Below are 12246 nucleotides of genomic sequence, written 5' to 3'. Positions count from 1 at the left end.
TCACCGGTGTGGCAAGCCACCACCACACCGCGACAATGATGCCGAGCGATAGAACTAAAAGCGCCAGCGGCGTGCGAATGCCGATTGGTCCTGCTCCCTAACGTAAGTTGATGGGCCTATTTAGCTGCGCGCAACAGCCCTGTCGACCCATCGATGCAGCCCGCATGCACAATTGCGCGCGATCACGGAAGAAGTGATATTAGCTTGCTTCAAACACGAAGCATCGAGCGAAGCCTTGTTTTGAGATTGATCCCGGCGCAGCGAGTGAAATGATGTCATTCAAGAGATTTTCCCGGCGACAATTTGGCAGGATTGCAGGCTGGTCGACGCTCGCGATGTCGATGCTGCCGGCCGGATCCGGACTTGCCCAGTCGGGAGCGGACAACCGCGCGCGAAATCAACCCGCCTCTTCCGCTTTTCCGAGCGGCTTCCTTTGGGGCACGGCGACCTCCGCCTATCAGGTCGAGGGCGCCGTCAACGAAGACGGGCGCAGCCCGTCGATCTGGGATCGTTTTGCCCATACGCCCGGCACCATCGCCGATCGCAGCAATGGCGACACCGCCACAAATCACTATCATCTCTATAAGGAAGACATTCGGTTGATGAAGGAATTGGGCACAAAGGCCTATCGATTCTCGATCGCATGGCCGCGTGTTTTCCCGGATGGGACCGGTTCGCCAAATCCGAAAGGTCTCGATTTCTATAAACGACTTATCGACGAATTGTCGGCGAATGGCATCGAGCCGTTCGCGACGCTCTATCATTGGGACCTGCCGCAGGCGCTGCAGGATCGGTTCGGCGGCTGGACCTCTCGCGATACGCCGAAGGCATTTGCGGATTACGCCGCTTATGTCGCACAGCATCTCGGTGATCGCGTAAAATATTTTTTCACGATCAACGAATGCTCCCGGCTGGTGCATCTCGGCCACGGTCTTGGCGCCGATGCGCCGGGCCTCAAACTGCCTCAATCCGGATTGAACCAGGTCCGTCATCACGTCGCGCTTGGGCATGGACTCGCGGTTCAGGCCATCCGCGCGCATGGACGCATTGGTACGAAGGTCGGTCCGGCGGAAAACGCCGTGAGCTGCATCCCGGCGATCGAAACGCCTGCCAACATCCGCGCGGCCGAAATGGCGACGCGCGAGCTCAATGCCGGCTATCTGACTGTCATGATGGAGGGAAAATATACCGACGCCTATCTGGCAAAGGCCGGCAATGACGCGCCGAAATTCACGCCTGAGGATCTGCGCATCATTTCATCGCCGATCGACTTCCTCGGGGTGAATGTCTATACGCCCGACCATTACGTCATCGCCGCCGACAACGAACGCGGCTTCACGCTGGCGCCATTTCCCGACTCGTTTCCGCACATGAAGGCGAGCTGGCTCAGGCCCGGGCCCGAGGCGATCTATTGGGTACCGCGTCATATCGCCAAACTGTGGAACGTGAAATCGATCTACATCACCGAGAACGGAACGTCCGCGAGCGACCAGCCAGCGGCAGACGGCACCGTCTACGACGTCGACCGCATCATGTATCTGCGCAACTATCTGACGCAGTTGCAGCGCGCGACCGCCGAGGGCGTGCCTGTGCTTGGCTATTTCCTGTGGACCCTGATGGACAATTTCGAATGGTCGGACGGATATGAGCAGCGCTTCGGCATCTATCACGTCGACTTCGAAACCAAGCGCCGGACGCCGAAGCTGAGCGCGGCTTTCTATCGCGAGACGATCGCGCGAAACGCGGTGGCGTAATCAGGTAACTGTCAGTCCTTGCGCAGACCCTTGCCGAGCGCCTCATACATCATCGTCTTCAACGCCAGTTGAATTCGTCCGCCCTGCGTCGGCGCCTGCACCATGAAGACCACGAGCAAGTCGTCCTGCGGGTCGACGAAATAGAAGCTGCCGCCCGCACCATCCCAGCGGTATTCGCCAAGCGGCCATGTCGTATTCGGCGGCGGCGAGGTCCGCACCGCAAAGCCAAGACCAAAGCCGCTGGTCGGTCCCGGAAAATAGAAGGGATCGTGAATGATCCTGGTCTCCGGCCCGATCTGATCCGATGTCATCAGTGCGACGGTCTCAGGCTTGAGATACCGTTTGCCGTCCAATTCGCCGCCGTTCAGCAGCATTTGCAGGAAGCGCGCGTAGTCGCCGGCCGTCGAGACCAGGCCCGCACCGCCGGATTCCCAGCGCCGCGCCTCTGTCGGATCCTTGATTCCGGCTACCCGAAAACGATCGACGGGAAATGGCTGGGCGATGCGCGGCCATTTCGCTTTATCTGCGACATAGTATTCGGTCTCGGACATGCCGAGTGGATCGAACAGTCGCAGCTTCTCGAACTGAAATAATGTCTGTCCTGACACCACCTCGATGACACGGCCAAGCACGTCGGTTGAATGGCTGTAATTCCAGCGCGTTGCCGGCTGATCGGCGAGCGGCAGTGTCGCGATCCGGTCGGCGAATTCGGCGTTGTCGAAATCGCCGGCGTAAAGTTTGGGATCGGCATAGAGCTTCTGCACCGCGGTTTCGCCGAAGAAGCCGTAAGTGATGCCCGAGGTGTGCCGCAGCAGATCCCTGATCGTGATCGGGCGCTTCAGCGGCTCGAGCTTGAGCGGATACTTTCCTGCTTCATCGGAAAGATCGACGCCGACTTTTGCGTCCGCAAAGGAGTGAATGTATTTCGATACGGGATCATCCAGGGCCAGCTTGCCGTCGTCGACCAGCATCATCGCGGCGACCGACGTGATGGCCTTCGACATCGAATAGATCTGGAAGATGGTGTCCGGCGTCATCGGCTGCCTGGTCGCCGGGTCCCGCACGCCGAAACATTCAAGATGGACTAGCTTGCCGTGCTGCTGGATCAGCAGGACCGCGCCAGGAATCTTACCGGTCGCGACCTCGGTGCGGACGTAGTCGCCAATCCGGTCAAGCGCCGCGCGCGAAAAAGTCGGCGCGTCTGGCGTCTTCTCGCTTCCGAACGCATGCGGTGAGCTGCCGAGAAAAAGCATTGCGAGCGCTGCCGCCCCAACAAGGCAGCGCCCGATGGCGCCATCACTTCTCCAGCGCTTCATAAACCAACTGCTTCAGCGTCCGCTGGATGCGCTGGCGTTCCGTTGGCGTCTGCTCGAGCAGCACGAAGAACATGTCCTGCTTGCGGTCGACCACGAAATAGCAGCCGCTGGCGCCGTCCCATTTCAGTTCGCCGAGCGATCCCGGCGGCGGCGGCTTGGCGTTGCCGGGATCGGTGCGGACCGCAAGCCCAAGGCCAAATCCGAAGCCGTCTCCGGGGAAATAGAAATAGTCGCGCGCGACGCCCGACTCCGGTCCGACGTGATCTGACGTCATCAGCTTGAACGTCTCGGGCTTCAGATAGGTCTTGCCCTCGAAAGTGCCGCCATTGAGCAGCATCTGAGTGAAGCGCCGGTAGTCCGCCATGGTCGAATACATGCCGCCGCTGGCGAATTCTATTTTCTTGAAATTGGTCGGGTTGGTGTCGCGGCCGACGCGGAAATTGCTGTCGTTCGGCACCGGCAGCGCGATCAGCTTCTGCTTCTCCGGATCGATCACATAGAATCCGGTATCGACCATGCCGAGCGGATCGAGCAGCCTTTCGCGCATGATCGTGAGCAAGGGTTTTCCGGTCGCGACTTCCATGACCCGCGCCAGGATGTCGGTGGAATGCCCGTATTGCCAGAGCGCGCCTGGCTGATTGTGCAGCGGCAGTTTCGCGATCCGCTCGGCGAACTCGGCCAGATCGAAATCGCCCGCATAGATATTGGCGGCCGCATAGGCCTTGCGAACGAGGGTGTCGCCATAGAAGCCATAGGTGATACCCGAGGTATGCCGCATCAGATCCAGAACGGTCATCGGCCGGGTCGGTGGCACCAGCTCGAGCGTCTTGGTGCCGTCCTCGTTCTTCTTCTCGACGCCGACCTTCACATTCGCGAAGGATGGAATGTACTTTGAGACGGGATCCTCGAGCTTGATCGTACCGTCCTCGACCAATTGCATCGCGACCACCGAAGTGAGTGCTTTGGTCATCGAGAACAGACGGAAGATCGTCTTGTCCGTGATCGGCTTCTTGGACTCCACGTCCTGCACGCCGAAAGTCTGGTGATAGACCACCTTGCCGTGCTGCTCGATCAGGACGTTCGCGCCGGCGATCTTGCCGGTGTCTACCTCGTTCTTGAAGAATGCGGTGATCTTCGCAAGCTTGTCCTGGTTGAAGCGCGCGCCTGCGGGAATATCGAACGTACCCTCGGCGCGGACCGGCGATGCCACCAGCAACAGCGCACCGATGGCCAGCGCGCGCAAGATTTGACGTGAATTCATTGGAACCCCCTCCCGGAATTCACGGCGGAGTGTAGCGGAGACAGGATCAGGGACAAGGGCTGCCAAAGGCGGCCAGCGCCTCTTCGTGCAGCCGGCCACTGTCAGGGGAGAAGCAGCAGAAGATGACTTTTGTCACGTGAGGCGCCGTCGCCAGCGCATCAACGACGGTAGCGACCGCGATTCCAGCGGCGCGGTCGGCGGGAAAACGATAGACGCCGGTAGAAATTGCAGGAAATGCCACCGAGGAAAGACCATTGCCCTGGCAGAGCTCGATCGCGCGGCGATAACAGGACGCGAGTAGTTCATCCTCGCGCGCGTTGCCGCCGTGCCAGACCGGCCCGACAGCGTGGATCACATGCTTCGCCGGCAGCCCGTACCCTCGGGTAATCTTGGCATCGCCCGTGGCGCAGCCATTCAGCGTGCGGCATTCTGCCAGCAGTTCCGGCCCCGCGGCGCGATGAATTGCGCCGTCGACGCCGCCCCCGCCAAGGAGCGACGAATTCGCGGCGTTGACGATGGCGTCAACGCGCAAGCTGGTGATATCGGCAACGATGACTTCGAGCCGCGCCTGGCCGATCTGGCGCGCTGAGGCGGTCAGGCGGAGGCCGCCGCGTTGAGAGTGACGCCCTTGTCGGCAAAGAGCTGCTGCAACTCACCGGCCTGGAACATTTCTCGGACGATGTCGCAACCGCCGATGAACTCGCCCTTGACGTAGAGCTGCGGGATGGTCGGCCAGTTGGAATATTCCTTGATGCCGTTACGGAGTTCGGCGGATTCCAGGACGTTCAGGCCCTTGTAGCCGACGCCGATGTGGTCGAGGATCTGCACGACCTGGCCGGAAAAACCGCACTGCGGAAACTGCGGCGTCCCCTTCATGAACAGCACGACGTCGTTCGACTTCACTTCGTTGTCGATGAATTGTTCGATGCTCATATTTGCTTCCTTTTGGGCCTCAGCCCCTGCGCCTTGGCGGGCCAGCTAGTCCATGTAACCCGGTTACCTCTCATATATGTAGCGCAAACCGTTGTTCATCCAAAGTAAAATGGCGAAGACCTGGCATGCGGGGGCCGGCTCGGCGTGCCGGCAGTCACAGCCCCATAGTCTGACGGCATTAATATCATAGCGGAGGAAGGCTTTTTTCCCGGAACGGAGCCCCTATTTAGGACGGACTGCCCGCCGGGAACCAGTTTCCCGGCCTAACGTTCTCTCCTGCCACCGGAGATGCCCGTGACGAGACCAGTAGCCGCCACCGAGTTCGCGCCCCCCGCGCCGTCACTTTTCTCCGATTCAGGCACCCTCGCCCAGAATTTGGTGGAAGCGTACCTCGCCGTCCGCGGTGAGACCGAGCGGCGCGCCGCGCCCTTGAGCCCCGAGGATCAGCTCATCCAGTCAATGCCCGACGCGAGCCCTGCCAAATGGCATCGCGCCCATACCACCTGGTTTTTCGAGCAATTCCTGCTTGGCGAACATTGCGAGGGTTACCAGCCCTTCCATCCGGACTACGCGTTTCTGTTCAATTCCTATTACGTCAGCGCAGGTCCCCGGCATGCGCGCCACGCGCGCGGCCACCTGACCCGCCCGAGCGCAGACGAAGTCACCGCCTATCGCCGGCACGTCGATGCCGCCGTGGTCAAGTTCTTCCAGACCGCTGGCGAGGAGCGTCTCGCGGGGCTGGTCCCGCTGGTCGAGACCGGCCTCAACCACGAGCAGCAGCACCAGGAATTGATGCTGACCGATATCCTGCACGCCTTCGCGCAGAACCCGATTCCGCCGGCCTACGATGCATCCTGGCGCTTCCCGGCGTCACATCAGGGCGGCGACGAATGGATCAGCCTCAACGAGGGCATCCACACCGTCGGACACGCCGACAACAGCTTCCATTTCGACAATGAAAAGCCCGCGCACCGCGCGCTGGTCGGCCCGGTCAGGCTCGCCCGCAATCTCGTGACCAATGCCGAGTGGCTGGCCTTCATGAAAGACGGCGGCTACGCCACGGCGACGTTGTGGCTCATGGACGGCTTTACCACCGCGACCAACGAGGGATGGCAGGCACCCGGCCACTGGCGCCAGGTCGATGGCGAATGGCGGATCATGACGCTCGGCGGCTTGCAGCCGATCGACCCCTCTGCTCCGGTCTGCCATGTCAGCTATTACGAGGCGGACGCGTTTGCGCGCTGGGCCGGCCGTCATCTGCCGACCGAAATGGAGTGGGAGGTCGCCGCCCGCGCCGGCCAGCTCAACGACGCCTTCGGCATCGTCTGGCAATGGACCCGCAGCGCCTATGCCCCGTACCCCGGCTACCGTGCCGTCGAGGGTGCGCTCGGCGAATACAACGGCAAGTTCATGGTCAACCAATTGGTGCTGCGCGGCTCCTCGCTTGCAACCCCACCCGGCCACAGCCGTATCACCTACCGTAACTTCTTCTATCCGCACCACCGCTGGCAATTCACGGGGTTGCGCCTCGCCGACTACGCCTGATGTTTCCGACCATCAAAGCGCGCCGGAAAGCGCGTTCAGGAGAGTATCATGAATGTGCATGCCGCCGCTTTGGCCCAAACGCAGTTCGATGAGCAGACTTCCGCCTTTGCAGATGACGTGATCGGCAATCTCTCGCGATTTCCCAAGCGCCTGTCGCCGAAATATTTCTATGATGCGGCGGGCTCCGAACTGTTCGAGCAGATCACGGTACTGCCGGAATATTATCCGACCCGGACCGAGCTCGGCATTCTGCGCAGCCGCGGCGACGAAGTCGCCGACATCATTCCGAAAGGCGCAGCGCTGGTCGAATTCGGCGCCGGCGCCACGACAAAGGTCCGCCTGCTGTTGGAGCGCTGCGATTTCGGCGCCTATGTCCCGGTCGATATTTCGGGCGACTTCCTGAACGCGCAGGCCAGCGATTTGCGCAAGGATTTCCCCGACCTCGGCGTTTATCCGGTTGCGGCCGATTTCACCGCACCGTTCGCTCTGCCCGCCGAGATCGAAGGGATGCCCAAGGTTGGTTTCTTCCCGGGATCGACGCTCGGCAATTTCGAGCCGCAGGAAGCGCGCGCCTTCCTGCGCAGCGCGCGCCAAATCTTAGGCGAAGGCGCGCAGATGATCATCGGCGTCGACCTCGAGAAGAACGAGCGTGTGCTGTATGACGCCTATAACGACGCCGCCGGCGTGACCGCGAAGTTCAATCTCAACGTTCTGGTTCGCATCAACCGCGAGCTCGGCGGCAATTTCGACGTTTCCGCCTTCATGCACCGTTCGGTCTATAACCGCGAGCGGCATCGCATCGAGATGCACCTGATTTCCAAGAAGGCGCAGACTGTGCGTATCCTGGGACGGAATTTTTCATTCCGTCCCGGCGAAAGCATTCACACCGAGTCGAGCTATAAATACAGCCTCGATCGCTTCACCGTGCTGGCGCGCGAGTCGGGATGGTCGGTGCGGGAAACCTGGACCGACCGCGACCAGATGTTCTCCGTTCACGCGCTGGTGGCGTCGGAGTGAGGTAATCGTCGCGGCCTCTACGGTTCACGTCTTACAGACCGATCGCCTGCGATCGGGTCGCAGCCGGCGTGTTGGCGCGATCCGGGGCGCGACAGATATCCAGTCATCGGACAATCGGTCTGCGCCGAGCAGCCACGCATGAATGATCCGCCACTTGTCCTGTCCGCGAGACTGGAAGTCCAACAGCGGCGATCCGGCGTCCTGCAGTTCGTGGTAGAATTTCAGCGAGTCTTTCCCAGTGGGTCCGTCCGGCTCGATTGTCTGCGTTAGAATCCAGCGGTCCCACTCCTGAATGATCCGTACTCTTGCTTCACTCTGTTTCATAGGCGCGTATTCCCACCACCACGGTACCCCCCGTGGGCATTGAATGATCGCGCTGGTCAAGGTTCATTGGAAAAGGTGCCTACGCCGCCGCGCGTTCCCCGCACCTTTGCCGGACCGCAGTATAAACAAACTTCTTAACAAGTGTTCATCTTTATCGATCCGCCCGCAAAAGGGTCCATCTGCGCTCTCGTTTGCCCTTCGAAAGGTCCAATTTTTGACGCGGACTCAGCCGTATCTTCTTCGGCATGATGGGGTGAGTTCGTTTCAAGGGATGTCAGTCATGGGGAATGCGTATCCAGCGTCGAGCAGCCACGGGCCATGTGCCGGATCGCCGTCTCACAATGACACGGACTGGGACGACGCAGCGGACACCGAACGCGTCGCGCTTATCGAGGAAAATGCGCGGCTTCGGGCGCTGGTGGTCCAGCTCTCAACCCTCGTTCTCAGAAATGTCGTCGATCAGCACAACTCGCCGCAACTGGCGCCGGTCAGGCGGCCACGGCTGGATTGAAAAGGCCGGATTGACGGCACTGCACTATTCCGCTCGGCTCGATCGCAGCGAGATCGTTTCCCACATCGCGACGACCATCATGATCGCGGTGGTCAGGACCGACAGCAGCAGTGGCGAAAGGTCGCTCGCAAGCCATGCGAGCGCGCAGAGCGCGATGATGCCGGCGCCGTGTGAGAGCTGAAGGAAGCCCCGGAAGCTGTACTTGAACAGGATGGTCCCGAACAGAAACAGCAAGGGACCACCGATCGCGCTCGTCACTGTCTTGAGATCGGAATGTCCACCGGGGTGCTTCAGCACCAGTTCATCCGCCACCGCCGCAATGATGATACCGGCCACGATCGGCATATGCAGATAAGTATAGGCGAGCCGCGCCAGCCTGCCCGGCTCGCTCGATTTTGAAAGCTCTTCGGAGCCGGCTTCGGCGCCGATATGGAAATAAATCCACCACATCGCGATGCTGCCGATGAGGGCCGAGAGGAACGCCAGAACGTTTTCACTCGTCCAGGTGAGTTCGGCGAAGGTCGCGCCGATGACGACGATGGATTCGCCGAGCGCGATGATGATGAACAGCGCGCAGCGTTCGGCCATATGGCCGCCTTCGATCATCCAGTCCGCGACCGAGGACGCGCCATAGCGGGGAATCCAGAACCGCACCGAGGGCGAGATATACTCGATAACGAGCGCAACGGCCCACAGCGTCAAACGCGATTGGCCTTCCATAACCCCGCCGGCGATCCAGAAGATCGCCGAGAGCGAAAGCCAGGCGGCGATCCGGATCGCATTCATGCGAGTCCGCGGGCGCGACGCCGGCGTCGACAACCACAGAAAGATCGTCTTGCCGACCTGCATGGAAGCATAGGCGATGGCAAACCATAATCCCCGCTCTTCAAACGCCTTGGGGATCGAGGTCGACAGCACCAGCCCGCCCAGCATCATCGCAAACAGCAGGAGCCGGACCGGAGTCTTTTCAGGATTAAGCCAGTTGGTGATCCAGGTGGTGAAAACCCACACCCACCACACCGCGAGAAACAGCAGCGTGACCTGCAGCGCGCCTAGAAGCGTAAAATGCGCGAGCAGCGTGTGCGAGATCTGGGTAACCGCAAAGACGAAGACGAGATCGAAAAACAGCTCCACATAGGTGACGCGGCTGTGCTGGTGCGGCACGATCACGCGAAACATCGCGCCGTGCGGATTGTCCGTCATCGGTGCCCCCGCATGGGTCGTTGGGCCTTAGCCCTCCGGCACTCCGGGTCCGCCAGGTACCCCGGTTTGCAGCGCCAGCGCGTGCAGCACGCCGCCCATCTGTCCCCTGAGCGACTGATAGACGATCTGGTGCTGCTGCACGCGTGACTTTCCGCGGAACGACTCCGAGATCACGGTCGCGGCGTAGTGGTCGCCATCGCCTGCGAGATCGCGGATCGTCACCTCGGCATCGGGAATGGCTGCCTTGATCATCGATTCGATTTCGTGGGCGTCCATCGGCATTCCAGCATGTCTCCGTCAGGTGTTTCGAATCACGGCCAGCTCGCAAGGCCGTGACGGCCAAACCTAGCGCGTACGCTCTTCAAGGTCACGCCTGGCACCACTATATTCCGCCCCGATCGCTTTGACACCGCGAGATCGCGTCGCGCCCGCCGACGTCGGGCTGACCGAAAAAGAGGCTTAGAACCATGAAATTGCCCGGTCCCGACCATCCGATCACGATTACGGCAAACCCCCGGCGCGTCCGGGTCTCGGTAGACGGCGTGGTGATCGCCGATACCACCCGTGCGCTGACGCTGAAGGAAGCTAGCTATCCGGCGGTGCAATATGTGCCGCGCGAGGACACCAATATGGCGCTATTGGCCCGCACCGAGCGGACCACGCACTGCCCCTACAAGGGAGATGCGAACTATTTCAGCATCAATGCCAACGGCAAGCGCATCGAAAACTCGATCTGGACCTATGAAACGCCCTTCCCGGCCATGGCCGAGATCGCTGGTCGTCTGGCGTTCTATCCGGACAAGGTGAGGATCGAGGAAGTGGCGTAGGCCGGACTCTACACCCTGAATATCGTTAGCCCGAGGATCAGGAGCACCAGGAAGATTACGACAAAGACATAGAACAGGAAGCGGGCGATGTCGGCGGACGCCGCTGATATGCCGGTGAAGCCGAAAATGCCGGCGACGATCGACACCAGAAAGAAGATCAACGCCCATTTGAGAATTGTCATTGCTTGCTCCGCAACCTCTGCGGGCCGCGCTGACGGCGGCCGATCAATTCATCTGGCCTAACGGCGGCTTGCGCCAGCGGTTCCGAAGCGGCTCGGGGATGGGATTTGCGAGGGCCCGAATGGGCCTTGCTGAATCAGGTTCCGGGCGGCAACATTTGACAGACTTTGCCTGGCCGGGAGGCGCGCATGACATCGATTTCCACCGTGGGCCATGCCGACGTAAGCGCAGTGCCTACAGCCAAATCGCGAAACCTTTCGCTTGATCGCGCCCGCACCTTCCTGACACTGGTGGTGCTGCTCCACCACGCCGTCATCCCCTATACTTATTTCGGTCATACCGATCCGAAGTACTTCTTCGGCTTCGACATGATCGTGCTCGCCACCGACAGTTTCTTCATGGCGATGTTCTTCTTCCTGTCGGGACTGTTCGCCTGGTCCGGTATCGCCCGGAAGGGACCGTTGAGCTATCTGGCAGATCGCCTGCTTCGGCTTGGCTTACCCTTCGTGATCTGCGCCTTCACGGTCATTCCGCTCGCCTATTACGCGATCTCCCTGCGGCACCACCCCGAAATCGGCTTTTCGGATTACTGGTGGAATATGATCACGAAGGGGCCGTGGCCGAGCGGGCCGATCTGGTTTCTCTGGGTCCTGCTCAGTTTCGACGTGGTGGCCTGCATTTTGTATCGGCTGTCGCCCAACCTGCTTGATCCGATCAATCGGCTCTCGCTGTACGGCCGCCGTCGGCCCGCGGTGTTCTTCGCGGTCATGCTTGGCGTTACCGCAGCGTTCTACATTCCCGGGCTGGTTCACTACGGACCAAGCAACTGGTTCGAGTTCGGTCCGTTCTCAGTGCAGCACGGGCGCGTGATGCTCTATGCGAGCTACTTCTTTTTCGGCGCCGGCATCGGCGTTGCGCAAATGGATCGCGGGCTGCTCTCGGCAGACGGCCGGATGGCGAAGGTCAGCTGGGATTGGATGGTGCTGGCGATCGTTCCGTATTGCCTCTTATGGGTGCTGATCTTCATCAAGCGCGAAATACTCGGCAATCCGTCGCCGCTGCCGGACTGGTATGAAGCGCTCTATGCCATCTGCTTCACTGTCTTCAGCGTCGCCATCCTGTTTCTGATCCTGGCCTTTTTCCAGAGGTTCAGGCAATCAGGCTCAGCCAAGCTGCTCGATCCGATGCAGGCGGACGCCTACGGCATGTTCCTGGTGCATTACCCGATCGCACTTTGGCTGCAATACTGGCTGTTCGACTACGATCTGCCGGCGATCGTGAAGGCGACGGTCGGTTTCGTGCTGACGGTCGCGGCGAGCTGGGGGATCACGCGCACGCTGCGGCAGATCCCCGGGGCGAGCAAGGTGCTATGATC

The 12246-nt window shown here is 60.6% G+C and carries 12 protein-coding genes; 5 read left to right on the top strand and 7 right to left on the bottom strand.

What is annotated here, in order from left to right; genetic code table 11:
- Positions 1-272 precede the first annotated feature (272 nt).
- The gene (locus J6524_RS29950; protein WP_225677387.1) at positions 273-1754 is read left to right on the top strand and encodes a GH1 family beta-glucosidase; all 1482 of its coding nucleotides are present in this window, start codon (positions 273-275) and stop codon (positions 1752-1754) included.
- Positions 1755-1765: 11 nt separating this feature from the next.
- Here the strand turns inward: J6524_RS29950 and J6524_RS29945 are convergent, their stop codons facing one another.
- The 4 genes from J6524_RS29945 to grxD are packed head-to-tail and all read right to left on the bottom strand — an operon-like array spanning position 1766 to position 5264.
- Positions 1766-3070 carry a serine hydrolase domain-containing protein gene (locus J6524_RS29945; protein ID WP_376712094.1) on the bottom strand — a complete coding sequence of 435 codons (1305 nt, stop codon included), beginning with the start codon at positions 3068-3070 and terminating at the stop codon, positions 1766-1768.
- Complete coding sequence (locus J6524_RS29940; protein ID WP_225677385.1) at positions 3051-4331, bottom strand: serine hydrolase domain-containing protein; 1281 nt, start codon at positions 4329-4331, stop codon at positions 3051-3053. The genes J6524_RS29945 and J6524_RS29940 overlap by 20 nt, the downstream gene beginning before the upstream one ends.
- Before the next feature lie 46 nt (positions 4332-4377).
- The gene (locus J6524_RS29935) at positions 4378-4929 is read right to left on the bottom strand and encodes an O-acetyl-ADP-ribose deacetylase (protein ID WP_225677497.1); all 552 of its coding nucleotides are present in this window, start codon (positions 4927-4929) and stop codon (positions 4378-4380) included.
- Positions 4926-5264 (bottom strand): Grx4 family monothiol glutaredoxin, encoded by a 339-nt coding sequence (gene grxD / locus J6524_RS29930; RefSeq protein WP_225677382.1) that lies wholly within the window; start codon positions 5262-5264, stop codon positions 4926-4928. The genes J6524_RS29935 and grxD overlap by 4 nt, the downstream gene beginning before the upstream one ends.
- A gap of 288 nt (positions 5265-5552) precedes the next feature.
- Between grxD and egtB the strand changes: the two genes are divergently transcribed.
- Positions 5553-6809 carry an ergothioneine biosynthesis protein EgtB gene (gene egtB, locus J6524_RS29925; RefSeq protein ID WP_225677379.1) on the top strand — a complete coding sequence of 419 codons (1257 nt, stop codon included), beginning with the start codon at positions 5553-5555 and terminating at the stop codon, positions 6807-6809.
- 48 nt (positions 6810-6857) lie between these two features.
- Positions 6858-7826, top strand: a complete 969-nt coding sequence (egtD, locus tag J6524_RS29920; RefSeq protein WP_225677376.1) for an L-histidine N(alpha)-methyltransferase — start codon at positions 6858-6860, stop codon at positions 7824-7826.
- Between the two features lie 859 nt (positions 7827-8685).
- Here egtD and J6524_RS29915 read toward each other — a convergent pair.
- On the bottom strand, positions 8686-9864 hold the full coding sequence (locus J6524_RS29915; protein WP_225677374.1) for a low temperature requirement protein A: 1179 nt from the start codon (positions 9862-9864) through the stop codon (positions 8686-8688).
- A 27-nt stretch (positions 9865-9891) separates the two neighbouring features.
- On the bottom strand, positions 9892-10146 hold the full coding sequence (locus J6524_RS29910) for a BolA family protein (RefSeq protein ID WP_225677372.1): 255 nt from the start codon (positions 10144-10146) through the stop codon (positions 9892-9894).
- Between the two features lie 185 nt (positions 10147-10331).
- Between J6524_RS29910 and J6524_RS29905 the strand changes: the two genes are divergently transcribed.
- Positions 10332-10691 carry a DUF427 domain-containing protein gene (locus J6524_RS29905; protein WP_225677370.1) on the top strand — a complete coding sequence of 120 codons (360 nt, stop codon included), beginning with the start codon at positions 10332-10334 and terminating at the stop codon, positions 10689-10691.
- 8 nt (positions 10692-10699) lie between these two features.
- On the opposite strand, the gene J6524_RS29900 is transcribed toward J6524_RS29905, so the two are convergent.
- Positions 10700-10873 (bottom strand): DUF1328 domain-containing protein, encoded by a 174-nt coding sequence (locus tag J6524_RS29900; RefSeq protein ID WP_225677368.1) that lies wholly within the window; start codon positions 10871-10873, stop codon positions 10700-10702.
- A gap of 186 nt (positions 10874-11059) precedes the next feature.
- Here J6524_RS29900 and J6524_RS29895 point away from each other — a divergent pair, with 186 nt between their 5' ends.
- Entirely contained in the window at positions 11060-12244 is a 1185-nt protein-coding gene (locus J6524_RS29895) for an acyltransferase family protein (protein ID WP_225677366.1), read from the top strand.
- The last annotated feature ends 2 nt before the right edge of the window (positions 12245-12246 follow it).

Origin of the sequence: Bradyrhizobium hereditatis (assembly GCF_020329435.1) — a bacterium.
In the GTDB taxonomy this organism is placed as follows: Bacteria; Pseudomonadota; Alphaproteobacteria; order Rhizobiales; family Xanthobacteraceae; genus Bradyrhizobium; species Bradyrhizobium hereditatis.
The sequence above is the reverse complement of the archived record's forward strand: the minus strand, read 5'-3'. Positions and strand labels throughout refer to the sequence as shown.